This window comes from Cupriavidus pauculus (assembly GCF_022179805.1).
Classification (GTDB): Bacteria; Pseudomonadota; Gammaproteobacteria; order Burkholderiales; family Burkholderiaceae; genus Cupriavidus; species Cupriavidus pauculus_E.
In genome coordinates this window covers 384,020-406,609 of sequence record NZ_BPUO01000008.1, presented here as the reverse complement: position 1 = coordinate 406,609, position 22,590 = coordinate 384,020, and the positions used below count along the sequence as shown (strand labels likewise).

Genomic DNA, 22,590 nt, shown 5'->3' with positions numbered 1-22,590 from the left:
GGCGATCAGATCTTCGGGAATGGTCGGCAGCTCACGATCGGCGGCCTGGCTCGTCTTGGTTCTACGTGGCATGACATGCTCCTTGGCGACATGTTATGCCCTAAACACAAAATTTCTGACGGGCCCGGGTGGAGGCACCCGCGGGATGGTTGCTCGGAGCTTGCAAGCCGGGCAACCTAGTCCACATAACGTGCGATATAGAAAACAGAGCCCGCGAGCATCGATCCGAAAGCGGTAACGAATGTGACGAGTCGCCAGGTTTGGATATTGATGGCCTGATGAATGTCGCCGACGGCACCCTGCAATTGACCGATGGATCGCTGCATATCGCCAAAGGCCAATTGCAGGGCACCGACGGTCCCTTGCAATTGACCAATGGACCTCTGCATGCCGCCCATGGTCACACTCATTTCTCCTGTGGTGACTTGCAGTTGGCCGATGGACTGCTGCGTTTCACCGGTGGAACTTTGCAGCTGGCCAATGGCCCCCTGCATCTCACCGGACGTCCCCCGCATGTCCCCAAAGGCGGCATGCATCTCCGATCGCAGCAGCATGACGTCCGATTTTGTCGCAGCCGAATCCAGCTTTTCCTCGATCCGTTCCACTCTCGTCTCGACTTTCCTGACTCGCTCGTCCAGGCCATCGACCTTGTTTTCGATGCGACCCAGCCGGGTTTCTTCCTGCCCGCCCCCGGTTCCCCAATCTTCGGCCAAACGCATTGGACCCCTCCGTGCTCCAACCTGGAGCAAAATAGCTTCTGTTCCCTTCACGAGACGCCCCCGCCCGTGCACCCTGTTCCCGCCCAACGCTTCAACGCCGAACTGCTGCCGCGCATTGTCGAGCGCGTGCAACGCGTGATCCATGGCAACCTGCATGCGGAGATCCTGGCGCCGGAACAAGCCGGCCAGACCGCGCGTTTGCGTGTCTGGGCGACGGCGTTGCCAAATGGCGGCCGCTATCCGCACCCACTGAACATTGTGCTGTCCTGGGACAGCATCGAGGTGGACCGGCTGTTCGCCACAGGTGGTGACGAGCGATTTGCCGCGTATCTCGATGCCTTGCCGGCCAAGCTCGATGCCTGGCAGCAGCCCAGACAGATCGATCTTTCCTCGCGCACGCAGGCAGATGTCGTCGTGTTCCTCGGCGGGCTGGACTTCGAGCACCTGTTGCAATAACTCAAGGCCGATTGTGGCGCGAATTTGGCTGGAGCGTTGTTAAATTAGGTGTCCGAATTGATGCGGACTTGTGTCCGACGGAAGAGGCGTATCAGGGAAGAGAAGGGTGTTATCCGATGCCCAGCACGCACGTCGCGGATTCTTCCATTCCGCCCGCGAGCCAGCGCAAGCCTTGCTCATGGGCGATGGCATTCGGCAACCCCAGCCATGGCTCGACACAGTAGAAATCGGAATCGTCCAGCTCCGTCCAGGTCGTGACCGCATACCAGGGCGCGCTTGTCATTGCAGCAAGCTTGATCTCGATCGTGTGCACGGGCATTTCGAGCCGGACCGTGCCGGCGTCGCGCGGTGCATCCAATTCGCTGAATACATGGAAGGTGTCCTGCAGGCGAGGATCGTCAAGACGATAGGTCGATTCGCCTGGCTCGCCCGCCGTCAGACTGCCATCGGCTTGCTGCCGCACCCGCGATGCCGGAGGCATGGCCAGCGTGCTCTGGGCGCGCACCTGGTGCGGTAACGCGAAGTAGAAATGGTGGCCGGCATAGTAGGGCAGTGGGGTGTTGCCTGTATTGCGTGTGTGAAGCGTGACTTCGAGGCCGTCGTCCAGAAGTCGATAGGTCACGGTGAACAAGAACTCGAACGGGTAGCCGGTGCGCGTCGCTTCAGATGATGTCAGCGACAGGCTGACCGCAGTATCGGAGCACGCGGATACGTCGAACGGCAGGTCCCGCGCAAAGCCATGTTGTGGCAGTTCATGGACTGCGCCCGCTTGATCGCGCCACTGTCCCGCTTGTCCCTCCACGAAATGGCGGCCGATGAAGGGAAACAGAAGGGGATTGCCACCCCGCACCTTGGCCACGCGCGACCAGTCGGCGTTGTCTGGCCAGTACAGGATGTCTTGCCCGCGATGCACCCAGCGCACAAGCCGTCCGCCATGGGAGGGGGCGAGCAGCAGGTAGTTGTCGTCATGGCCGACCCGCAGCAGGTCCTGGCCCTGAAAGCGCTGTATCGTGGTCATCGTTGCCGTCCGTGTGTGGCGTGTGGAGGTGCTTAAGCGTAGCGCAAGTCCCACGGTCATCGCCGGATTTCGTCGGCCATGTAGATCGTTTCGCGCAGCAGCGGATAGACCTGTGTTTCCCACCGCTTGCCGTTGAACACGCCGTAGTGTCCGACGCCGGTCTGGATATGATGCATGCGCAGATACGGGCGCAGGCTGGAGCACAGGTCCTGCGCGGCCATGGTCTGCCCGATGGCGCAGATATCGTCGTGTTCGCCTTCGATGGTCAGCAGTGCTGTGCGTTGGATGGCGCGCGTGGTCACGCGTCGCCCGGCCACGTCCAGCAGCCCCTGCGCCAGCAGAAAGCGCTGGAACACCAGGCTCACCGTTTCCAGATAGAACTCGGCGGTCAGGTCCATCGTGGCGAAATACTCGGTGTAGAACGTCTGGATGGCGTCGGCCTTACTGTGCTCGCCGCGTGCACGCAGTTCGTAGAGGTCGCGCAGCGCCTGCTCGTGCCGTTCGCGGTTCATGCTCATGAATGCGATCAGCTGCACGAAGCCCGGATAGACGCGCCGCATCGCGCCGGCGAACCGCCAAGGCACAAAGCCGATCAGCGTGCTTTCGAACCACTCGATGGGGCGGCTCATGGCCAGTTCATTGACCCGGGTCGGATTTACGCGTGCGTCGATCGGCCCGGCCATCAGCGTCAGGCTCGGTGGCTGCATCGGGTCGCCGTCTTCGGCCATCAGGGCCGCGGCGGCCAGCGCTGCCACGGTGGGCTGGCAGACGGCCACCACGTGGGTATTGCCGCCCAGCGCGCGCAGGAAGGTAATCAGGTGCTGTACGAACTCGTCGAAGCCGAATCGGCCGTAAATCAGCGGGACGTCACGGGGATTGTGCCAATCGGTAATGTAGACGTCATGGTCGCGGAGCATGGTCTCCACGGTGCCGCGCAGCAGCGTGGCGAAGTGACCGGACATCGGTGCCACCAGCAGTACGCGGGGCTGTTGCGGCACTCCTTCACGGCGGAATCGCAGCAGGGTGCAGAACGGCGTACGCGTGACCACTTCCTCGACCACCGGCACTTCTACGCCGCCGACTCGCACGCTGTCGATGCCGAAGGGCGGCCGGTAGTGGGTGAGTCGGGCCAAGGCCAACACCTCGCATGCCGCGCGCATGGCGCGCAGTGGCTCGCAGCGGCCGGCGCGGCGCGATGCGGATAGCAGCGTGGCTGTGATGTCGGCCAGCGAGCATGCCGGCTGCATCATGTCCGCGTACATCTGGTAGGCCTGATAAAGCATGGCTCGGTCCCCTTCCTTTCGCGAGCCCAGGAGCCGCAATTAATATGCCATCGTCATCAATCTTGGCATGCCGGTTGCGGTTGGTGGGGCAGGTTGCGTGCGTCGGAACACGCTTGGTGCGTCACGTGACGTCAGCAGCGCGTGGCAACCGCGCGTCGCGCCGAACGCGGCGCCGGGTTGGTGCCAGATCGAATGTAGGCCGCACCGGTCGGGTGCGCACTGGCGGAATGCCCTTGCGCCGCCGATACTGCAAGCGAACGTCACGCCCCGGGGGGCGGAGGAGGCACGATGGCCAAGACGACCCTGACCATCAGCAGCAAGACCTATTCATCGTGGTCATTGCGCGGCTGGCTGCTCGCGCGCTTTGCCGGGCTGGAGTTCGAGGAAGTGCTGGTGCCGCCGGATGATCCGGCGATGCGCGCCGAAATCCTGCTGCTGTCGCCGTCGATCCTGGTGCCATGCCTGCGCCATCAGGGCGTGACCGTGTGGGACACGCTTGCGATTGCCGAGTACCTCAACGAGGTCCGCCCGAAGGCCAGGCTGCTACCCGACGAGTTGCCTGCGCGCGCCCATTGCCGGGCCATCTGCGGAGAAATGCATTCGGGGTTTGCCGCGATGCGTGCCGCGTTGCCCATGAATCTCAAGGGCCATTTTCCGGGGCTCAAGGTGTGGTCTCGTGCACAAGCCGATATCGACCGGATTACCGAGATCTGGACTGATTGCCTGACTCGCTACGGCGGGCCCTACCTGTTTGGCCAGCATCGCACCATGGCTGACGCGATGTATGCGCCGGTGGTCACGCGCTTTGTCACCTACGGTGTGAAGCTCGACCCGCAGCTGGTGGAATTCTGCAAGACCATCCTGGCCATGCCCGAGATGCAGGAATGGATTGGCGCCGCACGCGAGGAGCCCGACGAGATCAGCGAACTCGACGTGGAGTTCTGACACCCCACGTCGTCATGCCGCCGCCAGTCACGCCACGCGCGGCTGGCGCGCGAGGTAGTCGGCTGCGTAGGCGAAGTACCAGGCCAGGCAGTCAGGGTTTGCCATGGCATCGGGGTTAGCGATCTTGTCGTGCGCGTGGCCCAGCAGCAGCTTCTTGATCGGCACTTCCATCTTCTTGCCCGATAGCGTGCGCGGTACGCCGGGTACCTGCACGATCTCGTTCGGCACATGACGCGATGACAGCGCCGAGCGAATGCGCGCGCGCATGGTGTCGCGCAAGGCTTCGTCAAGCCGCATGCCATCGCGCAGCACCACGAACAGCGGCATGTACGATTCACGGCCCAGGTATTCGAGGTCGACCACCATGCTGTCCAGTACCTCGGGCAGTTCCTCCACCACGCGGTACAGCTCGCTGGTGCCCATGCGGATGCCGTGGCGGTTGATCGTCGCGTCCGAGCGGCCATAGATGATCGCGCCGCCATGGGGCGTGATGCGAATCCAGTCGCCGTGGCGCCAGGCATTGGGGTACACGTCGAAGTAGCTGTCGCGGTAGCGCTTGCCATCGGCGTCGCCCCACAGGAACAGCGGCATCGACGGCATGGGCTCGGTGCAAACCAGTTCGCCCACTTCGTCGATCAACGCGCGGCCGTTGTCGTCGAATGCCTCCACCTTGGCACCCAGGCAGCGGCATTGCATCTCGCCGGCGTAGACCGGCCGCGTCGGGCAACCCGCCACGAACGAACCTGCGAAGTCAGTGCCGCCCGACATCGGTGCCAGCCACACGTCTTCGCGCACGTGAGCGTAGATCCAGGCGTACGCGTCTTCGGACAGAGGCGAGCCGGTCGAGCCGATGCCGCGCAATCGCGACACGTCGGCAATCTGTGCCGGCTCGACGCCGGCCTTCATGCAGTTGGCGAAGAACGCGGCGCCGGCGCCGAACATCGTCACGCGGGCATCGTCAACAAAGCGCCAGAGCACGCCCGCGTCGGGCCAGGCCGGGTTGCCGTCATACAGCGCGATGGTGGTACCCAGCAGCAGGCCCGCCACCTGCGCGTTCCACATGATCCAGCCGCTGCTGCTGTACCAGTGGAAGACATCGTCGGCGCCCAGGTTGTTGTGAAATGCCATGAGCTTCAACTGCTCGATCACGATGCCGCCGTGGCCGTGCACGATGGGCTTGGGCATGCCCGTGGTGCCGGACGAGTAGACAATCCACAGCGGGTGGTCGAACGGCACCGGGTCTACCTGCAGCGGCACGTCGTGGGCAAGCACGTCGGTCCAGGCGTGACGGCGGGGGCCGCCGTCGCTGTTGCCGATGTCGATGGCATCGCTTCCCAGCACCGGCACGATCACGATATCGGTCAGCGAGGGCAGGGCGGCCACCAGGTCAGCGACGACGGGCGCGCGGTCGTAGCCCTTGCCGCCGTAGCGGTAGCCGTCGACGGCAATCAACACCTTGGGTTCGATCTGCCGGAAGCGGTCGATCACGGCCACCTGGCCCATGTCGGGCGCGCAGCCTGACCAGATCGCGCCCACGCTGGCCGTGGCCAGAAAGGCGACGACGGTGGCGGGAATGTTTGGCAGGTATCCGGCTACGCGATCACCGCGCGTCACGCCCATGTGGCGCAGCGCATGGGCCATCGACGCTACCTGGCGTTCCAGGGTATCCCAACTGATATCGGCAAGCGGCTGGGCTTCGCCGGCATGGCGGATGGCCGTGCGTGCGCGTGCCTGGCCCGATCCGGCGTGGCGGAACACCTGCTGTACGTAGTTCAGCGTGGCGCCCTCGAACCAGCGCGCGCCGGGCATGGTGCGCTGTGCCAGCACGGTAGTGGCCGGCGTATCGAAGCGCACGTCGAAATAATCGACGATGGCCTGCCAGAACGCCTCGATGTCCGTGACCGACCACTGCCACAGGCTGGCGTAGTCGGGAAAGTCGAGCGCGCGCTCGCGGCGCAGCCAGTCCGTGAACGCAGCCAGGCGGCTGCCGTGCGCGAACGCCGCGGAGGGCGTCCACATCAGCTTCCCTGCAATGGTCATTGGTTTTGTCTCCTCCGCGGCCTGTCTGACGCAGGCCATTAGAGTGATGGGCGGTCCGCAGATGATAGCGGACCACCGTCGGCTACTTGCCGGATTCGAACAGCGTGCCCCAGATCTCGTCGACGCGCGTCTTCACGGCCGGGTCCATCTTGATTGGCGTGCCCCACTCGCGCGTGGTTTCGCCCGGCCACTTGTCGGTGGCGTCGATGCCCATCTTCGAGCCCAGTCCCGAGACCGGCGAGGCAAAGTCGAGGTAGTCGATCGGCGTGTTGTCGACCATCACGGTGTCGCGGGTCGGGTCCACGCGCGTGGTGATGGCCCAGATCACTTCCTTCCAGTCGCGGGCGTCGATATCGTCGTCCACCACGATGATGAACTTCGTGTACATGAACTGGCGCAGGAAGCTCCAGACGCCGAACATCACGCGTTTGGCGTGGCCCGCGTACTGCTTCTTCATCCGCACAACCGCCATGCGGTAGCTGCAGCCTTCGGGCGGCAGGTAGAAGTCAGTGATCTCGGGAAACTGCTTCTGCAGCAGCGGCACGAATACCTCGTTCAGCGCCACGCCCAGCACGGCCGGCTCGTCGGGCGGCTTGCCTGTATAGGTGGAGTGATAGATCGGATCGCGCCGCATCGTGATGCGGTCGATCGTGAAGACCGGGAACCAGTCCTGCTCGTTGTAATAGCCGGTGTGGTCGCCATAGGGCCCCTCCAGCGCGTGCTGGTAACCCGTTGGATGATCGGGATCGGGCTGAATATGGCCTTCGAGCACGAATTCCGCCGATGCCGGCACCGACAGATCGGACAGTGTCGGCGTCAGGCAACTGGCCAAAGCCGTCCGGCTGCCACGCAGCAGGCCGGCAAACTGGTATTCGGACAAGGTATCGGGCACGGGCGTCACCGCGCCCAGGATCGTGGCTGGATCGGCGCCCAGCGCCACGGCGATCGGGAATGGCTTGCCAGGGTTTGCCAGCGCGTGCTCGCGGAAATCGAGCGCGCCGCCCCGGTGTGCCAGCCAGCGCATGATCACCTGGTTGCGGCTGATGACCTGCTGGCGGTAGATGCCAAGGTTCTGGCGCTTCTTGTGCGGGCCCTTGGTCACGACCAGGCCCCAGGTAATCAGCGGCGCGGCATCGCCGGGCCAGCAGGTCTGGATCGGCAACCGGCCCAGGTCCACGTCGTTGCCTTCCCAGACCACCTCCTGGCAGGCCGGGCTGCTGACCTTTTTGGGGGCCATGTCCCATACCGACTTGGCCAGCGTGAACAGCTTGCCGGCTTCGCGCAGTCCGCGCGGCGGCTCGGGCTCCTTGAGTGCCGAGAGCACGCGGCCGATATCGCGCAAATCTTCCAGGGTCGATGCACCCATGCCGAGTGCGACTCTTTGTGTCGTCCCGAACAGATTTGCCAAGACAGGTACTTTATAGATATCACCGTCGTGACGGCGTGGCCGTTCGAACAGGACGGCGGGGCCCTCGGCGCGCAGCAGCCGGTCGCAAATCTCGGTCATTTCGAGGTTTGGAGATACCGGCGCAGTCACACGCTTCAGGTCGCCACGCTGTTCGAGCTGGCCGATGAAATCGCGTAAATCTTTGTATTGCATAGTGAATTCGGGTCGGGATGTGGCGTCGCGCCAATCCATGGCACGGCGCAGCGATGTGTGTGACGATACACACGCCACCTCAAAGGCGCAAAAAAATCGTGCCAGAGAGTGCCTCGAAATTGTAAGTAATTTATGACGTGCATCCTTTGTTAGGACAATTTCCAGCCTAGGTGGGGCCTACGGTCGGAGGTGAGTGGCCAGCCCGTACGTGCCGTAAAAGTCCTTGTTACATATTTCTGGAAGTAGTAATTTTTATCTTTCTTATGCTTGACGGGTTATAAAAGCGTTCCTACAATCCGGTCTGCTCTATGGGGTGTTGCGCTGCAACATAGCTTTGGTTCCGCTGTCAAGAGGACTAAAGCGAAAAAAGCAACGTCAACATTGCCCCATCGATTGCCACCAAGCGGCCCCCTGGGAGGTGCCCAGTGCGCGATCCCCTGGCGGGAGGCCAGGGTAGTGATGAGTGATTCGTGGCAGGGTGCGGCTCCCCAAGGCGTACCCTGTTTCTCGTTGGGCGCACGGGGAGCGCCCGCCAACAGATGCTGGACACCCCTGCTAGGTGGCGCAGCATCCTTACTTGAATACGTTGAGATCGGGCACGCGTGATGTTGAGCGCGCGCAGCGGGCGACGGATGGAGGTAAGTATGAGCGGTTGGAAAACCCTTCATCTTCCCGGCATCGGGCGGGCATTGCAGGTCCGCTTCAGACAGCCGGTTCCCGGTGTGAGCCGCGCACTGCAAGTGCGACTGGCCCATCCGGTGGCAGGTCGCGCGTTGCTGCGCGGCGGCCGCACAACCTTGAAGTACACCCTGAACAGTCTCGGGGTGTTGTCGGTGGCCGCAGCGGTCACCCTGACCGTCAGCCAACAGTGGCGTACGTCGCTCGCCGGTGCCCTCGCGGGCAAGGAAGCGCCGGCCCTGCTGGTGGAAGCTGCCGTGGCCAATGCCGAGGCGGCAGATACCGTGGCCAGCGTATCAGTGCCGGCGATGTCGGCCGACGCAGCGGCTGCACGCCTGCTGGCTACCGCGTCCGTAAAGGGCAAGGGCCTGCCGACCGTGTCGGGCGTGGATGAGTGGAGCCAGACGCCTGCCGGCAAGATTCCGTCGGTGGCACATCTGGCGGCACAGATTCCCGTGCAACGCGTGGCGGTGGACGCCCGCAACACGAGCGCGCTGGGTTCGGCACGCGAGCAGGCCGCCGTGGCGGACTACATCGCACGCAAGTACCGCGTGGCCACGCAGGCTACCGCGCAACTGGTGAAGGCCGCCTACATGACGGGCCGCGAGGTCGGTATCGATCCGCTGCTGATCCTGGGCGTGATCGCCATCGAGTCCAGCTTCAATCCGTACGCCGAAAGCGGCGTCGGGGCGCAGGGCCTGATGCAGGTGATGACCAAGGTCCACCAGGACAAGTACGAAGCCGTGGGCGGCGTGACTGCCGCGCTGAATCCGTACGCGAACATCAAGATCGGTGCGCTGGTGCTGAAGGACTGCATCGCCCGCGCCGGTTCGATCGAAGGCGGGCTCAAGTACTACGTGGGCGCCACGACCAATACCGACGGTGGCTACGGCGCCAAGGTCCTGGCCGAACGTGCACGCCTGCGTGCCCTGCTGGGCCTGCAGGCCGCGGATACCGCGACCGCCAAGGCAGCCGGCGATGCCAAGACGCAGGCCGAGCACCACCAGAACGTCGAGAAGCTTGAAGCTTCGGGCAATACCGCACAGGCGGCCTGACCTCCTGGTCATGCTGCAATGAGAAAGGCACCCCTCGGGGTGCCTTTCTTTTTTTGCGTCGAAGCCTGGCGGGTTCAGCGCAGGAAATGATGCATGCGGTCCATCGCTTCCTCGATATTGGCCATCGACGTCGCATAGGAGATGCGAATGTAGTCGCGCGCCGTATGCGGGCCGAAGTCGGTGCCCGGCACCATCACCACGCCGGCATCGTGCAGGATGGCCTGCGTCAGCTTGTCGGCATCGCCCGCGGCGGGATGGTTCACGTGCCGGCAGTCGGCGTAGACGTAGAACGCGCCGTCGGGCTTCACGGGCACGCGCAGCCCCAGGGCTTCCAGCGCCGGCAGGATCGCGTCGCGGCGGCGGTGGAATTCAGCCTTGCGTTCGTCATAGATGGCCAGCGCCTCGGGCGAGAAACAGGCCACGGCGGCATGCTGCGCCACGGCGGACGCGCAGATAAACAGGTTCTGCGCGACTTTCTCGAACGCCGGCACCAGCGCGTCCGGCACGACCAGCCAGCCCAGCCGCCAGCCCGTCATGTTGAAGTACTTCGAGAAACTGTTGACGGTTACCACGTTGTCGTCGAGCGCCAGGGCCGACACGGGCGGGGCGTCGTAGGACAGGCCCTGGTAGATCTCGTCCAGGATGGCAAAGCCGCGCCGCTCGCGCACCTCGGCCAGGATGGCCTTCAGCTCGTCGGGCAGGATCGACGTGCCGGTGGGGTTCGACGGCGATGCCAGCAGCACGCCGCGCGTCTTCTCGCCCCAATTTGCCGCCACCTGGGCTGCTGTGAGCTGGAAGCGCTCGGCCGGGCCGCTCGGAATCATCTTGGCGCTGCCGTCGAACGCCGCGACGAAATGGCGATTGCACGGATAGCTCGGATCGGGCATCAGCACCTCGGCGCCGATTTCCACCAGCACCGCGCAGGCCAGCAGCAGTGCCCCCGAGGCGCCGGCCGTGACGATCACGCGGCGCTCGGGGATATCGAGCCCGTAGGCAGTCTTGTAGTAGCCGGCAATGGCCTCGCGCAACGCGTGGATGCCCAGCGCGCCCGTGTACTGGGTCATGCCGCGCCGCATGGCGGCTTCGGCCGCGTGGATGACCGGCGCCGCGGCGGTGAAATCGGGCTCCCCGATACCCATGTGGATGATGTGCCGGCCGGCCCGTTCAAGTTCGGCGGCCTGCTTGGCCAGTTCCATCACGTGGAAGGCCTCGATATTGGCGAGGCGGGAGGCGGTGGCGATGCGCTGGTGGTCCATGGCGGAATGGCGAAAGAATCAAAGAACAGGAAGAAAAGAACGGGGGCGACTGCCGGGCGGCTCAAACAAGAACACCCGCCGGAGCGGGTGTCATGCCGGTGTCAGGCATCATCGGACGCCTGACAGCGGATTGCAACATCCAGTCGAGGATGTGGCTCAGCGGCGGGCTGCCACCTCGGGTGCGCGCACTTGGGCGGCCAGCTTGTCCAGCACGCCGTTCACGTACTTGTAGCCTTCCACGCCGCCGAAGGTCTTGGTCAATTCCACGGCTTCGTTGATGACGACCTTGTACGGGATGTCCAGGCAGTGCACCAGCTCGTAGCTGCCAACCAGCAGTGCGGCGCGCTCCACCGGCGACAGTTCGTCGACCTTACGGTCCAGGTACGGCTCGAAAGCGGCCGTCAGGTTCGCTTCCTCGCGCACCGCGCCGCCCAGCAGGGCGTCGAAGTGCTCGCGATCGGCCTTGTTGAAGCCTTGCGCATCATGCAGGTGGGCCTGGATCGCACCAATGTCGTTGCGATTCAGCAGCCACTGATACAGACCCTGAAGGGCCAGTTCCCGTGACCGGCGGCGAGCGCTCTTGGGCGGTGCCTTGGGTTCGGTGCGAGCCTTGGCGCCAGCGGCCGGCTTGCCACCGACGTCGCGCGCGTCGCCGTTGTCGGGGGTATTACTCATCATCTTCCTCGTCTTCTTCATCGTCGCCGTCCTGCTCGCGCAGCGAATCCAGCGCTACGACCAGGTTGGCCATTTCCACGGCGGTACGGGCGCAATCGCGGCCCTTTTCGCGGGTGCGGGCATGTGCCTGGGCGTCGGTGTCGACGGTCAGGATGCCATTGGCGATCGGCACATTGAAATCCAGGCCCACGCGCGAGATGCCGGCGCCCGATTCGTTCGAGACCAGCTCGAAGTGATAGGTCTCGCCGCGCACCACGGCGCCCAGCGCCACCAGGGCGTCGAACTGGCCGCTTTCGGCCATCTTCTGCAGGGCCAGCGGCACTTCCAGTGCGCCGGGCACGGTCACCAGCAACGTGTCTTCACCTTCGACACCCAGCTTTTCCAGTTCCGCCAGGCAAGCCTCGCGCAGTTCGTCGCAGACAGGCTCGTTGAAACGGGCTTGCACAATACCGATGCGCAGGCCTTCACCGTCGAGGTTGCTCTCGTAGAAGCCGTGATCCATTGTCAGTTCTCCATTGTTTCGGTCAGGCACCGGCGAAACACCGATGCCGCTTGATTCGTTCAGTCGCAGCTCGGCTCGCCGTCCATGGGCTGGCAGCCGACGATTTCCAGATCGTAGCCGGTCATGCTCGGCATCTTGCGCGGCGAACCCAGCACGCGCATCTTGCCCACGCCGATATCGCGCAGGATCTGCGCACCCACGCCATAGGTACGCAGGTCGGGCTTGCGGCGCGGACGGTCCTGCGGAGCGTCCAGCGCGGCGAACTGTTCGAACAGTTGGTCGGGAGCGTCGCCGCAGTTCAGCAGCACCATCACGCCCTGATCGGCGCCTTGCAGCACCTCCAGCGCGGCCGACAGGCTCCACGAATGGGTGGTGCGGCCGGCTTCCAGCACGTCCAGCACCGACAGCGGTTCGTGCACGCGCACCAGCGTATCGCGGTCCGGATGCGGCTGCCCCTTGACCAGCGCCAGGTGGGCGCGGCCCGACGGCTTGTCGCGGTACATCACGCTGCGGAACTTGCCCCACGGCGTCTGCATGTCGCGCTCGCCCACCCGTTCGATGATGCTCTCGGTGCGGCTGCGGTAGTGGATCATGTCGGCGATGGTGCCGATCTTGAGATCGTGCTCGCGCGCGAATTCGATCAGGTCCGGCAGGCGCGCCATCGTGCCGTCGTCCTTCATGATTTCGCAGATCACCGCCGCCGGGGTCAGGCCGGCCATCGTGCCCAGGTCGCAGCCGGCTTCGGTGTGGCCGGCACGGATCAGCACGCCGCCGGGCTGGGCCGTCAGCGGAAAGATATGGCCCGGCTGCACCAGGTCGCTGGCGCGCGCGTCGCGGGCCACGGCGGCCTGCACGGTGCGCGAGCGGTCGGCGGCCGAGATGCCGGTGGTCACGCCTTCGGCGGCCTCGATCGACACCGTGAAATTGGTGCCATGCACGGTGCCGTTGCGCGACACCATCGGGTACAGCTCAAGCTGGCGGCAACGCTCGGCCGTCAGCGTCAGGCAGATCAGGCCACGGCCGTACTTGGCCATGAAGTTGATGGCCTCGGGCGTCACGAAGTCGGCAGCCAGGACCAGGTCGCCCTCGTTTTCACGGTCTTCCTCGTCGACGAGGATGACCATGCGGCCGGCGCGGATGTCGGCAATGATGTCTTCAGTACGGGCGATAGTCATGGCTTTGGGGCGGGATGCGGATGCGAGCAATCAGGCGGGCAGGGCCGGCGCGCACGCGCGCGATACCGGCGAAATCAAGGCCGCTATTGTACGCCATGCCGCTCGCGGACGGCCCGGGCCGCCCCCAGGCCGACAGCGGGTTTTTCCGGGTGCCATTAAAGTGTTGATGGCGGCATATCTGACAGATTGCGTCGCCATACGCCACCAGAACCCGGGAGACACCGCATGAAGCCGCCATTGCAGGGCATCCGCATCGTCGAATTCGAGGGCCTCGGGCCGGGGCCGCTGGCCGGCCGGATGCTGGCCGACATGGGCGCCGAGGTGACCGTCATCACCCGCCCGAAACTTGGGGCCGTGGCCGAACAGCTTGGCGGCAGCACGCCCAGCCCACTGCGGCGCGGCAAGACCATCGTGCCGCTGGACCTGAAGCAGCCTGACGGCTTGGCCGAGGCGCTGCGCCTGGTCGGCGCGGCAGAGGGCCTGATCGAAGGCAACCGGCCCGGCGTCATGGAGCGGCTCGGACTGGGCCCGGCCGAATGCGCCGCCCGCAATCCGCGGCTGGTCTACGGCCGCATGACCGGCTGGGGCCAGACCGGGCCGCTGGCGCAGACGGCCGGCCACGACCTGAACTACGTGGCGCTGACCGGCATGTTGTCGCTGTCGGCGCGGCCCGGGCAGGCGCCGATCACCCCGCCGACGGTTCTGGGCGACGCAGGCGGCGCCCTGGGCCTGGCGTTCGGCATGGTCTGCGCCATGCTCGACGCGCGCGCCTCCGGACGCGGCCGCGTGGTCGACGGCGCCATTGTCGACATGGTGACCATGCTGGGCAGCATCGCGCTATGGGTGCGCAACAACGGCCAGCTCGATGGCCCGGCCCCCAGCCCGTTTCATCAGTCGCCGTTCTACGACGTCTATGCGTGCGCCGACGGCGGCTTCATCACGATCGGCGCGCTGGAGCCGCAGTTCTACACGTTGCTGCTGGACAAGCTGGGCCTCGCCGATGTCGATCCGGCCAGCCAATACGACCATGCCGCCTGGCCTGCCCTGAAAGCGCGGCTCACAGCCCTGTTCCTGAGCAAGCCGCGTGCGCATTGGGATGCGTTGCTAGTGGGTACTGACGTCTGCTATGCACCGGTGCTCAGCGTCGCCGAGGCGGCCGCGCATCCGCACAACGTGGCGCGCGGACTGTTCGTGGCGGCAGAGGGCGGCACGCTCGACGTAGCCGGCGCGCCAAGATTCACGGAACTGGGTGATTGATGCAGGTTGATGCGGGGTGACGAAGAGTGATTCCTAAAGCTCTTGAAATCATTGCCGACAACACGGATGCGGCGTCATGGCATGAGCAAGCGCCAAGGCGCCGCGATTCCGATCCACTTTTCAGGCAACTCTTATGGTGACTTCCCTCGTCAGTTCGCTGGGCGCGTCCGATGCTGGCGCCGATCCGGTGGCGCTGCTGATGCTGCGCAAGACGCTGGACCTGCAGGCACAGAGCATGGCCCAGTTGCTCCAGGCGACTCCGGTCGTCTCGGGCGGCAGCAATCCGCCGCACCTCGGCAACAACATCGATATCAAGGTGTAAGCCGGCTGGCGGCCCCCTGCAGGTTTTGCGGGGGCCGCTTTTTCATCGGCGACGGCCGGATTACTTGCCCGTGGCCTCGCCCGACGCCGACAGCATCCGCTCCACATAGCGTGCGATCAGGTCGATTTCCAGGTTCACGGGTTTGCCCGCGGCCAGTTCGTTGAGCGTGGTGACTTCCACGGTGTGCGGGATCAGGTTGATCGAGAACACGCAGCCGTCGGCCTCGTCGCTGACACTGTTGACGGTCAGCGAGACGCCATTGACCACCACCGACCCCTTGTACGACAGATAGCGGCCCAGCTCGCGCGGCGCGCGGATGCGCAGTTCGTGCGATTCGCCCACGGGGGCAAACCGGACCACTTCGCCCAGGCCATCGACGTGGCCCGACACCAGGTGACCACCAAGCCGATCCGCCAGGCGCAGCGCCTTTTCCAGGTTGACGCGGCCGGGCTGGTCCAGGCCGACGGTCTTGTCGAGCGATTCGCGCGACACGTCCACGTCGAAGTGGCCGGCTTCCAGCGTGACCACGGTCATGCAGGCGCCCTGGATGGCGATGCTGTCGCCAATGCCCACGTCGGACAAATCCAGGTCGCCGGCCGCCACGCGCAGGCGCACGCCGGACTGGGCGTCGCCCAGCGGGGAAACGGATTCGATGCGGCCCACTGCCGCCACAATGCCTGTAAACATGCTTGCCTCTGTCTGAATGCTTCGAATGATGTCGATGTCGATGGGAGTAGCGTTCGGATGCGGACTCAGTCCTTGCCGTCGGCCCGGCGCGCGATCAGGCGCAGGTCGTCGCCAATCTGCCGCACCTCGTGCCAGCGGAACTGCGTGGCATCTTCCAGCCTGGCCAGCGGCGGCAGGTTGAACATGCCCTGCGCGTCGCCGAGCAGCCTCGGTGCCATGTAGACCAGCAGTTCGTCGGCGCAATGCTCGCGGATCAGCGATCCATTGAGCTTGAAACCGGCTTCCACGTGAAGTTCATTGATGCCGCGCTGGCCCAGCGCCTCGAGCATGCGGCGCAGTTCCACCTTGCCGTGCCGGTTGGGCAGCACCACGACTTCGGCGCCGCGGTCTTCCAGCGCGCGCTGGCGGGCGCGGTCCTCGACGGCGCAGAACACCAGTACGGGTTTGGCGAAGTCGCCCGTGTCGCGATGCAGGATCTGGGCGTCCAGCGAGACTTCGAGCCGCGAATCGACCAGCACCCGCTGCGGCTGGCGCGGCGTGGAGATGGCGCGCACGGTCAGCGCCGGATTGTCGTCGCGTACCGTGCCGATGCCGGTCAGGATCGCGCATGCGCGGGCCCGCCAGGCGTGGCCGTCGTCGCGCGCGGCCTGGCTCGTGATCCACTGGCTGGTGCCGTCGTGCAGTGCCGTGCCGCCATCGAGCGACGCGGCTACCTTGACGCGCACCCACGGCAACCCGCGCGTCATGCGCGAGACAAAGCCGATATTGAGATCGCGCGCCTCTTTCTCCAGCAGCCCGCAGCGCACGTCGATGCCGGCGTCGCGCAGCCGCTGCAGGCCACGGCCCGACACGCTGGGATTGGGATCTTCCATGGCGGCCACCACCCGTGCAATGCCGGCACGCACCAGCGCATCGGCGCACGGGGGCGTGCGCCCGAAGTGGCTGCATGGCTCCAGCGTGACGTAGGCCGTGGCGCCGGCCGGATCGTGGCCATGCGCCACGGCGTCCTTCATCGCCTGGATTTCCGCGTGGTCCTGCCCGGCGGGTTGGGTGTAGCCCTGGCCGATGACCCGTCCGTCCTTCATCAGGACACAACCCACGCGCGGGTTTGGCGTGGTGGTGAACATGCCCCGCGCGGCAAGCGCGAGTGCCTGTTCCATGGCGGTGTGGTCGGAATCGGAGAACATGGTGTGGCGAGTCGGGCCTGAAAGGGTACGTCCGGTGAGTCGTGAGTGCGTTGGCGGCGATCCGGTGCCCGTGGACGCTCAGTCGCAATCGGCGTCGGTGCCGGGCCGGCAGATCCGGATGCGCCCCTGGGCGCCAAGCCGGACCTGGCGTTGCGCCTTGTGGCAACGCACCTCGAATGTGGCGGCCAGGAAGCCGCCACGCTCAGACCGTGAGTATCCCACAGCTGTCAGGCGCAGGCTTTGCGTGGCGCCGCCGCCTGCGGCACCGCGCAACGTGACCTGCAGGCAGCGATCGTGCAGAGCAACCACCGAGAACGGCGCCGCGTCGGGTCTGCCGTTGTCCACCAGCGTCAGTTGCCAGCCACGATGCAGCCTGGCATGCCCCGGATCGGCCCCAGCCGCACCTCGCCGCGCCGCGCGGACGCCGTCGTGCGTGCCAGCGCCAGCGACGCCGCCAGCCGGTCCGCCGTGTGGCCCGCATGGTGCTCGGCGATCAGCGTGCCAATGGCGGGCCATGCAACCACCGCGAGTAGGGCCGCAATCGCAAGCGACACCAGCAGCTCGGTCAGCGCCATGCCACAGTGCGGCGAGGAGGATGCACAGGCCATCGCGTCAGCACTCCGGCGGCAGCGGCACGGCGTCACCGTTCTGCGTGGGCAGGGAAAGCCACTCGCCACTGCTGCGTAGTACCAGGGTGCCGCATAGCGCGTCGGGCCGGACCGGGGCCACACGCACTTCGACGCAGCGGGACAGGTCGATGCCGCCGCAACTGGTGGCCGTGAGCCAGTGGCGCGTGCGAGACGGTGGCGGCGGCACGGGTTTGGGCCATTCGCCCGCAGGCATCGTGCTGCCGGGCGCTGTTGCGAAGGTCAGGTGCAGCAGCGCGTGCCGTTCGAGCGCCAGCACGGCGGACAACAGCTCGGACCGTGCCTGCATGCGCCAGCCGCGCTTGGCATGGCGCTGCCACGCGGGCACCGCCAGGATCGTCAGGACGGCGGCGATGCTCAGCACGATGAGCAGTTCCACGAGACTGAAGCCCGCGCGCATGACAGCCTGGTGGGAGCGGGGCACGGTCATTGCCCAGCCGTCCGCGACGCTGGTGCCAGCGCGCCTGCTGTTGCAACGTGGCCGTGTTGCCATTCACCTGCCAGAGATCGAGCCCGAACCCGTCGCGCGTCGACGTGCCCGGTGCTGTTGGCGTGCCCATCGCGATGGTCGACTGCACGCCGATGGGCATCACGGTGGTGTCGGTCCGGGGCAGGCCGGTGATGGCGTGGCCGGGTGTGCCCAGGTCGTCGGCAACGACTACCGATTCGCCGCTCGCGGCATCGATCAGATAGCTGCGCTGCAGCCCGTCGGCTGCCACAGTGGTGAAGCCCACATGCACGGCGGTGGCGCCATACAGGGTATCGATGCGTTCGCCTGCGTGGGGTAGCGCAAGGGTCCCGCTGTCGTCGGACGGATTGGCATCGGCTCGCGCCGCACGCAGCACCACGCCATTGCCTTTCGGCATCGCGTCGATGCGGCCGGGCGAGCCCCGGGCGCCGGGGCGGTCGGGTATCGCCGTCAGTTCGTTGCCCGTGCCATAGACCACCAGCGTCCCGATGCCCGATCGCACGACGATGGGTGCTTCCGCACGGTCGACTGCGCTGCGCTGCCGATGCAGGCACGCCGGCGGCTTGGCTTCGGCGCCCGATGATGACAGGTGATCCAGCCCGAAGCGCCACAGCCTGCCCGTCGTATCGGTGGCATAAGCCGCTTGAGCGATGCTGCTGGCGGTGCTGGCAACCGTCACCGCCAATAACCCGACAGCTACGGTGGTGGCATCGCAGCCCGATTCGGGCAATGCCATGCGCCGCACGCGCGTGCCGGCGGACCACGTGTTGGCAGGTCGATCGAGCGGCAGCAGAGCAAGCCCCGCATGTGCGCCGGTCTCGTCGTCAGGCGCGACGGTAGCGACCGCGGCCCAGCGCCGCACGCCATGTTCGATCCACATCGACGCGCCGATGGGGCCGCTTCCAGATAGCGGCAGCGCCTGGCTGGCCGCCACTTCCCACAGCAGGTCAATTGGCGTGCCCGCGTCTGGCGCCGAGACATCGAGCACGAAGACCGCGCCGGTCTGTCTGGATGACGCCGTGTCGCGCGACGGGATGCCGCAGAGCAGCATCGCACGCGGCAGATAGCCGGCGCGTTCGCGGCCGGTCACGGCGTCGAAGCCGTGTAGCAGCCCGTCGTGCGTACCCAGCCATGCCGTGGTGTGCCGTTTGATGTGGCGTTGCCGAGCCGCGTATCGCGTGGGCGCAGCGCGTGGTTCCGCAAGTCGCCACGCAGCCACGACAAGCGCGCCTCGCCGGTATCGGCTGGCGCAATGTCGTCGAGCACCCGCCGCGCGTCATTGTCGATGTGGCGGCCCAGCGCATCGGCACCATCCGGTTGCCGCTGAGGTAGAGATGGCGCGTATCGATGTTCTGACGGTCGAGCCGTTCCCCGGCCTCCCATTGCGTGAGGACGGCTGACGACGATATTGCGGCGGTCTTGAACGCCAGCGCATGGAGACGCCCGGTCCAGGGATAGGCACCGCTGGCGATGCGGTAGCCGAGCGGCAGATCGCCGGGATTCGCAAATCCGCTGGACATCGCGCCCACAGCGACGAACCTCCCCAGTAGCCAACGCATGGCGAGTTTGACAAGCGTCATGGCTGGAACTCCGTCTGCAACAGCACGCGTACCTCGGGGTCACGCTCAGCGCCTGGCGCGACGATACGCATGCGTGGCCACATGCCCGGCGCGGGAGGCTCGTCGCGGATCTCGATCAGGTAGCGCGGCAATGTGGTGGCGCCCACCACGCCGTCCGGCAGCGGCGGCAGCCGCGCGCCCGTGAACGTGCCAAGCGCGATGCCAAGCGCCGGCGCTGCGTCGCCGTCGAGCCACGGCTGCCACACGCGGCGGTCGCCATCTGCCATGCAGAGGCCGCGCTGCGCGCCATCCGCACAGGTACCCGGCGCGGGCCATGCCGCCAGCCGGTCGCCATCGGCGCGGACGGCGGCCAGGATGTCGGCTTCCGCATCGTGCAGCGCTGCCTCGGCCGCGCGGAAGGCGATCTCGCGGTCGAGCGGCTGGCTGGCCCGTTGCCGCCCAGCCAGCAGAAAGTGCGTGGCCGCCGCGCAGATATCAACAGCATCAGCATGCCGACGAAGGCCAGCAGCGCGGCGCCTTGGTTTCTGCGACGGCTCAGCATAGGCTCTCCCGACACGGCGACGGATTGCGCAGGCGAACCGTCGTGGCGAATACGCGACGTCGCAAGTGAGGATCGGTGGCCGGCACGAACACCTGGTCGTCGGCATCGTCAGGGCCGGTTGACGGCAGCAGCGTCAGGCGCTGCGAGGTAGAGGGCGCGACAGTTGGCCGATCTCCACGCACCACCAGTGCAATCTGCACGGCACGCACGCGATGCCAGCCGGCCGACCCTTGCGTATGCCAGGCACGCGCCGGCACGAAGCGATCGATGCGGCCGTCATCGTCGACGTCGACGCCGTAGCGCAACTGCATCGTCTCCACGCCTCTTACTAGCGTGCCGGCGGTCTGCGTGGCCGCGTTCACACGCCCGCCCAGACGGCTCGGATATCGGCACAGCAGTTGCGGCACACCGTCGCTGGCCCGGCCGATGTAGAAGAAGTTGGTCGACGCATGGAAGGGCAGGGCTGCGTCGCCGTGCCGAGCGGCACGCGCCGGCAGCGCATAGCCGCCACAGTCGCTCATGGTGCCGTCCGACAACGTCGGGTCCGCGGCCAAGCCGCTTCCCGACATGCGGACCAGCAATGCATCGCTCCTCAGCACACCGGCGCGCGCGCACTGCATGTGCGTGCGGAACGTCGGCTGCGCGCAGTCGTCGCGGCCTTCCAGCGGCGGCGCGGGCGTGGGATGAGCCGGCGCCAGCGCGACATGGGCCGGAATCCAACCAGCTTGGCGGATGGCGTGGGCCAGCACCGACAGAGCGCGCTGGCCAAGCTCCTCGATCAGCATGCCATCTACCACGTTGGCATACGCGTCGCGCATGAGCTGGAAGCTGGTCAGCGCGGCCAGCGTGGCGATCAACCCCAGCGCGATCCCCACCATCGTGCCGGCCAGCGTGAAGCCTCCATGGCGGCGGGACCGAATCATGGCCGGTCCCATAGCGCGATGTGCGAGATCGGCAATACGCCGTCGGGTTGCAATGACACTGGCATGGGCGGAAGACTGGCCAGTGCGATGCGATCGCCCGGCACGCACACGCCTCCGGCGGCGACGGCATCGCACCGTACCGCGCGCGTCGCGTCAGCGCCGATTGGCTGCCGGTCGTCGCCGCCTGCCTCGGCCCGCTCGGCGGCCAGCCGCAGTGTGCCGTTCAGCCGCTCGTGCTGCCCGCCCCAGCGCAACCAGCCACTGCCGAGTACTTCCAGTGGAATCGCGCCCAGGCCATGATGGCGATGCAGACCAGAGATTCGACAAGCACGTCGCCACGTGCCCATCGGCGCGATGCGCCATGGGCAGGTACTAGACGACGACAAGGGATAGGAAAAACTGCGGGAGGCATGGTGCATCGGTTCGAAGTGAACGGATGCCCACGATAGCGGCGGAAAGGACGTTAAAACGTGTCCAGATGTTGCGGAGTTGCGTCAATGTGTGTCCGATTGGGCGTCGGAGGATGCCGACGCCCGATCGGAGGGGGCTACCTGCTTCAGGGCATCACACAGGTCGACGCCTCGACGTCGGGGTTGCAGACGCGAGCGCGGCCCAGCAAGCCAATCTCCACGACGCGTTTCGATACACCGATCTGGAAGCCGACCGACATCGCCATCTGCTTCTTGTCCATCGATTGCGAATAGCCTACCGGCGAGAAAGAAATGTACTGGAGACCCTCTGGGATAGTGGTCGACGTGATCGTGACGTCCGATGGCAGCTTTTCTGATTCGACAATCAGGTTGTCGTTGTCCGTGTTGTACTCGCCATTCGGCGCTGCATGTTCATTGAACACCTGCCAGCCGTTCTGCCAGTTGCCGTCGATCGGCGCCACCGTCACATAGCTATTGGTCGCCGCTGCAATGGTCCTGGCTTTGCTGACAGCGGAGTTGAAGCTGTCGGCCGCCGTCATGACACGATTGCTTCGCATGAACGCAGACATGCTCGGAACCGCGAAGCCCACCAGCACGATACCCACTGCCATGGTGGTAAGCAATTCGAGCAGCGTAAAGCCGCCAGTGCGGCGAGGAGCGGTCCTGGGCATGTCGGTTACCAGCAGTTTGCGGTTTGCGAATAGGTGCTGCCGTTGGTCATGTTGGCCTTCTGACCATTGGTTCGCAGCACCAGCGTGCCGCACGTGGCATCGGCACGATTGGGAATCGCCTGCAGCTCGATACATTGCCCGTCAGTGGCTGCGTTCGGGCACCGTGCGGCGCGGATCGTATAGCTGCTGCCTGTGGCGCTGTCTCCCGAGTAAGTCTTGAAGCTGGGCCAGATCGTCGCGTCGGTGCTTGAGGTGTTGTACGTGTTGACCTGCGAGTAGTGCCGTTCGAACAACTGCATATTCCCCATCAACGCCGACTTTGCCTCGGTGCGTCGTCCCTTGAGAACGAACTCCTGATAGGACGGATAAGCGAACGTACTCAGGATGGCGATGATGGCCACCGTGACCATGAGTTCGGCAAGGGTGAAGCCGTACTGGCGTCGACGTGGGAATCGGTTCATGGTTGCCATCCA

General features: G+C 65.7%; 27 protein-coding genes. 7 read left to right on the top strand and 20 right to left on the bottom strand.

The genetic code is table 11. The features are described 5' to 3' along the window. Positions 1 to 176: 176 nt before the first annotated feature. Complete coding sequence (locus MFF62_RS19395) at positions 177 to 719, bottom strand: hemolysin XhlA family protein (protein WP_238264745.1); 543 nt, start codon at positions 717 to 719, stop codon at positions 177 to 179. Between the two features lie 66 nt (positions 720 to 785). Between MFF62_RS19395 and MFF62_RS19390 the strand changes: the two genes are divergently transcribed. Next, the gene (locus tag MFF62_RS19390) at positions 786 to 1,175 is read left to right on the top strand and encodes a DUF5594 family protein (protein ID WP_238264744.1); all 390 of its coding nucleotides are present in this window, start codon (positions 786 to 788) and stop codon (positions 1,173 to 1,175) included. Between the two features lie 109 nt (positions 1,176 to 1,284). Here MFF62_RS19390 and MFF62_RS19385 read toward each other — a convergent pair whose 3' ends face one another. Both MFF62_RS19385 and MFF62_RS19380 read right to left on the bottom strand, forming a co-directional pair. Then, positions 1,285 to 2,193, bottom strand: coding sequence for an aldose epimerase family protein (locus MFF62_RS19385; protein WP_238264743.1), 909 nt, complete (start codon positions 2,191 to 2,193; stop codon positions 1,285 to 1,287). Positions 2,194 to 2,249: 56 nt separating this feature from the next. Beyond that, a complete protein-coding gene (locus MFF62_RS19380) occupies positions 2,250 to 3,476 on the bottom strand; it encodes a polyhydroxyalkanoate depolymerase (RefSeq protein ID WP_238264742.1) in 1,227 nt (408 codons plus the stop codon). A 288-nt stretch (positions 3,477 to 3,764) separates the two neighbouring features. Between MFF62_RS19380 and MFF62_RS19375 the strand changes: the two genes are divergently transcribed. Continuing rightward, on the top strand, positions 3,765 to 4,421 hold the full coding sequence (locus MFF62_RS19375; protein ID WP_238264741.1) for a glutathione S-transferase family protein: 657 nt from the start codon (positions 3,765 to 3,767) through the stop codon (positions 4,419 to 4,421). Between the two features lie 27 nt (positions 4,422 to 4,448). Here the strand turns inward: MFF62_RS19375 and MFF62_RS19370 are convergent, their stop codons facing one another. Continuing rightward, the gene (locus MFF62_RS19370; protein WP_238264740.1) at positions 4,449 to 6,461 is read right to left on the bottom strand and encodes an acetoacetate--CoA ligase; all 2,013 of its coding nucleotides are present in this window, start codon (positions 6,459 to 6,461) and stop codon (positions 4,449 to 4,451) included. A gap of 82 nt (positions 6,462 to 6,543) precedes the next feature. Next, positions 6,544 to 8,061, bottom strand: a complete 1,518-nt coding sequence (gene ubiD, locus MFF62_RS19365) for a 4-hydroxy-3-polyprenylbenzoate decarboxylase (protein ID WP_238264739.1) — start codon at positions 8,059 to 8,061, stop codon at positions 6,544 to 6,546. A gap of 644 nt (positions 8,062 to 8,705) precedes the next feature. Here ubiD and MFF62_RS19360 point away from each other — a divergent pair. After that, a complete protein-coding gene (locus tag MFF62_RS19360; protein ID WP_238264738.1) occupies positions 8,706 to 9,794 on the top strand; it encodes a lytic transglycosylase domain-containing protein in 1,089 nt (362 codons plus the stop codon). A gap of 74 nt (positions 9,795 to 9,868) precedes the next feature. Here the strand turns inward: MFF62_RS19360 and MFF62_RS19355 are convergent, their stop codons facing one another. From MFF62_RS19355 to ribBA, 4 genes are all read right to left on the bottom strand, one after another. After that, entirely contained in the window at positions 9,869 to 11,050 is a 1,182-nt protein-coding gene (locus MFF62_RS19355; protein WP_238264737.1) for a pyridoxal phosphate-dependent aminotransferase, read from the bottom strand. 156 nt (positions 11,051 to 11,206) lie between these two features. Beyond that, positions 11,207 to 11,725 (bottom strand): transcription antitermination factor NusB, encoded by a 519-nt coding sequence (gene nusB / locus MFF62_RS19350; protein WP_238264763.1) that lies wholly within the window; start codon positions 11,723 to 11,725, stop codon positions 11,207 to 11,209. Further along, positions 11,718 to 12,227: a 6,7-dimethyl-8-ribityllumazine synthase gene (ribH, locus tag MFF62_RS19345; RefSeq protein ID WP_238264736.1), complete on the bottom strand. Its 510-nt coding sequence runs from the start codon at positions 12,225 to 12,227 to the stop codon at positions 11,718 to 11,720. Before ribH ends, nusB begins: the two co-directional genes overlap by 8 nt. Before the next feature lie 59 nt (positions 12,228 to 12,286). Beyond that, positions 12,287 to 13,402 carry a bifunctional 3,4-dihydroxy-2-butanone-4-phosphate synthase/GTP cyclohydrolase II gene (gene ribBA / locus MFF62_RS19340; RefSeq protein ID WP_238264735.1) on the bottom strand — a complete coding sequence of 372 codons (1,116 nt, stop codon included), beginning with the start codon at positions 13,400 to 13,402 and terminating at the stop codon, positions 12,287 to 12,289. A gap of 225 nt (positions 13,403 to 13,627) precedes the next feature. Between ribBA and MFF62_RS19335 the strand changes: the two genes are divergently transcribed. Next, positions 13,628 to 14,659, top strand: coding sequence for a CaiB/BaiF CoA transferase family protein (locus MFF62_RS19335; RefSeq protein WP_238264734.1), 1,032 nt, complete (start codon positions 13,628 to 13,630; stop codon positions 14,657 to 14,659). Between the two features lie 133 nt (positions 14,660 to 14,792). Continuing rightward, a complete protein-coding gene (locus tag MFF62_RS19330; RefSeq protein WP_238264733.1) occupies positions 14,793 to 14,981 on the top strand; it encodes a YjfB family protein in 189 nt (62 codons plus the stop codon). Positions 14,982 to 15,041: 60 nt separating this feature from the next. On the opposite strand, the gene MFF62_RS19325 is transcribed toward MFF62_RS19330, so the two are convergent. The 5 genes from MFF62_RS19325 to MFF62_RS19310 form a co-directional block, all read right to left on the bottom strand. Continuing rightward, positions 15,042 to 15,668 carry a riboflavin synthase gene (locus tag MFF62_RS19325; protein ID WP_238264732.1) on the bottom strand — a complete coding sequence of 209 codons (627 nt, stop codon included), beginning with the start codon at positions 15,666 to 15,668 and terminating at the stop codon, positions 15,042 to 15,044. 65 nt (positions 15,669 to 15,733) lie between these two features. Further along, the gene (ribD, locus tag MFF62_RS19320) at positions 15,734 to 16,855 is read right to left on the bottom strand and encodes a bifunctional diaminohydroxyphosphoribosylaminopyrimidine deaminase/5-amino-6-(5-phosphoribosylamino)uracil reductase RibD (RefSeq protein WP_238264731.1); all 1,122 of its coding nucleotides are present in this window, start codon (positions 16,853 to 16,855) and stop codon (positions 15,734 to 15,736) included. Positions 16,856 to 16,933: 78 nt separating this feature from the next. Continuing rightward, complete coding sequence (locus tag MFF62_RS30840; RefSeq protein ID WP_309295911.1) at positions 16,934 to 17,200, bottom strand: hypothetical protein; 267 nt, start codon at positions 17,198 to 17,200, stop codon at positions 16,934 to 16,936. Between the two features lie 5 nt (positions 17,201 to 17,205). Beyond that, positions 17,206 to 17,430 carry a hypothetical protein gene (locus MFF62_RS30835; protein ID WP_309295910.1) on the bottom strand — a complete coding sequence of 75 codons (225 nt, stop codon included), beginning with the start codon at positions 17,428 to 17,430 and terminating at the stop codon, positions 17,206 to 17,208. A gap of 37 nt (positions 17,431 to 17,467) precedes the next feature. Next, positions 17,468 to 17,902 (bottom strand): type IV pilin protein, encoded by a 435-nt coding sequence (locus MFF62_RS19310; RefSeq protein WP_309295912.1) that lies wholly within the window; start codon positions 17,900 to 17,902, stop codon positions 17,468 to 17,470. 83 nt (positions 17,903 to 17,985) lie between these two features. Here MFF62_RS19310 and MFF62_RS19305 point away from each other — a divergent pair, with 83 nt between their 5' ends. Then, complete coding sequence (locus MFF62_RS19305; RefSeq protein WP_238264729.1) at positions 17,986 to 18,195, top strand: hypothetical protein; 210 nt, start codon at positions 17,986 to 17,988, stop codon at positions 18,193 to 18,195. 426 nt (positions 18,196 to 18,621) lie between these two features. Beyond that, positions 18,622 to 19,038, top strand: a complete 417-nt coding sequence (locus tag MFF62_RS19300; RefSeq protein ID WP_238264728.1) for a hypothetical protein — start codon at positions 18,622 to 18,624, stop codon at positions 19,036 to 19,038. A 19-nt stretch (positions 19,039 to 19,057) separates the two neighbouring features. Here the strand turns inward: MFF62_RS19300 and MFF62_RS19295 are convergent, their stop codons facing one another. The 6 genes from MFF62_RS19295 to MFF62_RS19270 form a co-directional block, all read right to left on the bottom strand. After that, positions 19,058 to 19,237, bottom strand: a complete 180-nt coding sequence (locus MFF62_RS19295) for a hypothetical protein (RefSeq protein ID WP_238264727.1) — start codon at positions 19,235 to 19,237, stop codon at positions 19,058 to 19,060. A gap of 310 nt (positions 19,238 to 19,547) precedes the next feature. Beyond that, complete coding sequence (locus tag MFF62_RS19290) at positions 19,548 to 19,817, bottom strand: pilus assembly protein (protein WP_238264726.1); 270 nt, start codon at positions 19,815 to 19,817, stop codon at positions 19,548 to 19,550. A 268-nt stretch (positions 19,818 to 20,085) separates the two neighbouring features. Next, positions 20,086 to 21,015 carry a PilW family protein gene (locus tag MFF62_RS19285; RefSeq protein WP_238264725.1) on the bottom strand — a complete coding sequence of 310 codons (930 nt, stop codon included), beginning with the start codon at positions 21,013 to 21,015 and terminating at the stop codon, positions 20,086 to 20,088. Next, entirely contained in the window at positions 21,012 to 21,362 is a 351-nt protein-coding gene (locus MFF62_RS19280) for a hypothetical protein (protein WP_238264724.1), read from the bottom strand. The genes MFF62_RS19285 and MFF62_RS19280 overlap by 4 nt, the downstream gene beginning before the upstream one ends. A gap of 209 nt (positions 21,363 to 21,571) precedes the next feature. Next, complete coding sequence (locus tag MFF62_RS19275) at positions 21,572 to 22,117, bottom strand: GspH/FimT family pseudopilin (protein ID WP_238264723.1); 546 nt, start codon at positions 22,115 to 22,117, stop codon at positions 21,572 to 21,574. Positions 22,118 to 22,122: 5 nt separating this feature from the next. Then, positions 22,123 to 22,587 carry a type IV pilin protein gene (locus tag MFF62_RS19270; protein ID WP_404990785.1) on the bottom strand — a complete coding sequence of 155 codons (465 nt, stop codon included), beginning with the start codon at positions 22,585 to 22,587 and terminating at the stop codon, positions 22,123 to 22,125. Positions 22,588 to 22,590 lie beyond the last annotated feature (3 nt).

Coding starts and splice junctions, on each gene's coding strand:
- MFF62_RS19395 (WP_238264745.1), bottom strand. CDS start 719: ATGCGTTTGGCCGAAGATTGGGGAACCGGGGGCGGGCAGGAAGAAACC.
- MFF62_RS19385 (WP_238264743.1), bottom strand. CDS start 2,193: ATGACCACGATACAGCGCTTTCAGGGCCAGGACCTGCTGCGGGTCGGC.
- MFF62_RS19380 (WP_238264742.1), bottom strand. CDS start 3,476: ATGCTTTATCAGGCCTACCAGATGTACGCGGACATGATGCAGCCGGCA.
- MFF62_RS19375 (WP_238264741.1), top strand. CDS start 3,765: ATGGCCAAGACGACCCTGACCATCAGCAGCAAGACCTATTCATCGTGG.
- MFF62_RS19370 (WP_238264740.1), bottom strand. CDS start 6,461: ATGACCATTGCAGGGAAGCTGATGTGGACGCCCTCCGCGGCGTTCGCG.
- ubiD (WP_238264739.1), bottom strand. CDS start 8,061: ATGCAATACAAAGATTTACGCGATTTCATCGGCCAGCTCGAACAGCGT.
- MFF62_RS19360 (WP_238264738.1), top strand. CDS start 8,706: ATGAGCGGTTGGAAAACCCTTCATCTTCCCGGCATCGGGCGGGCATTG.
- MFF62_RS19355 (WP_238264737.1), bottom strand. CDS start 11,050: ATGGACCACCAGCGCATCGCCACCGCCTCCCGCCTCGCCAATATCGAG.
- nusB (WP_238264763.1), bottom strand. CDS start 11,725: ATGAGTAATACCCCCGACAACGGCGACGCGCGCGACGTCGGTGGCAAG.
- ribH (WP_238264736.1), bottom strand. CDS start 12,227: ATGGATCACGGCTTCTACGAGAGCAACCTCGACGGTGAAGGCCTGCGC.
- ribBA (WP_238264735.1), bottom strand. CDS start 13,402: ATGACTATCGCCCGTACTGAAGACATCATTGCCGACATCCGCGCCGGC.
- MFF62_RS19335 (WP_238264734.1), top strand. CDS start 13,628: ATGAAGCCGCCATTGCAGGGCATCCGCATCGTCGAATTCGAGGGCCTC.
- MFF62_RS19330 (WP_238264733.1), top strand. CDS start 14,793: ATGGTGACTTCCCTCGTCAGTTCGCTGGGCGCGTCCGATGCTGGCGCC.
- MFF62_RS19325 (WP_238264732.1), bottom strand. CDS start 15,668: ATGTTTACAGGCATTGTGGCGGCAGTGGGCCGCATCGAATCCGTTTCC.
- ribD (WP_238264731.1), bottom strand. CDS start 16,855: ATGTTCTCCGATTCCGACCACACCGCCATGGAACAGGCACTCGCGCTT.
- MFF62_RS30835 (WP_309295910.1), bottom strand. CDS start 17,430: ATGGCGCTGACCGAGCTGCTGGTGTCGCTTGCGATTGCGGCCCTACTC.
- MFF62_RS19310 (WP_309295912.1), bottom strand. CDS start 17,902: ATGCGCGCGGGCTTCAGTCTCGTGGAACTGCTCATCGTGCTGAGCATC.
- MFF62_RS19300 (WP_238264728.1), top strand. CDS start 18,622: ATGCTGCTGGCGGTGCTGGCAACCGTCACCGCCAATAACCCGACAGCT.
- MFF62_RS19290 (WP_238264726.1), bottom strand. CDS start 19,817: ATGGCAGATGGCGACCGCCGCGTGTGGCAGCCGTGGCTCGACGGCGAC.
- MFF62_RS19285 (WP_238264725.1), bottom strand. CDS start 21,015: ATGATTCGGTCCCGCCGCCATGGAGGCTTCACGCTGGCCGGCACGATG.
- MFF62_RS19280 (WP_238264724.1), bottom strand. CDS start 21,362: ATGGGCACGTGGCGACGTGCTTGTCGAATCTCTGGTCTGCATCGCCAT.
- MFF62_RS19275 (WP_238264723.1), bottom strand. CDS start 22,117: ATGCCCAGGACCGCTCCTCGCCGCACTGGCGGCTTTACGCTGCTCGAA.
- MFF62_RS19270 (WP_404990785.1), bottom strand. CDS start 22,587: ATGGCAACCATGAACCGATTCCCACGTCGACGCCAGTACGGCTTCACC.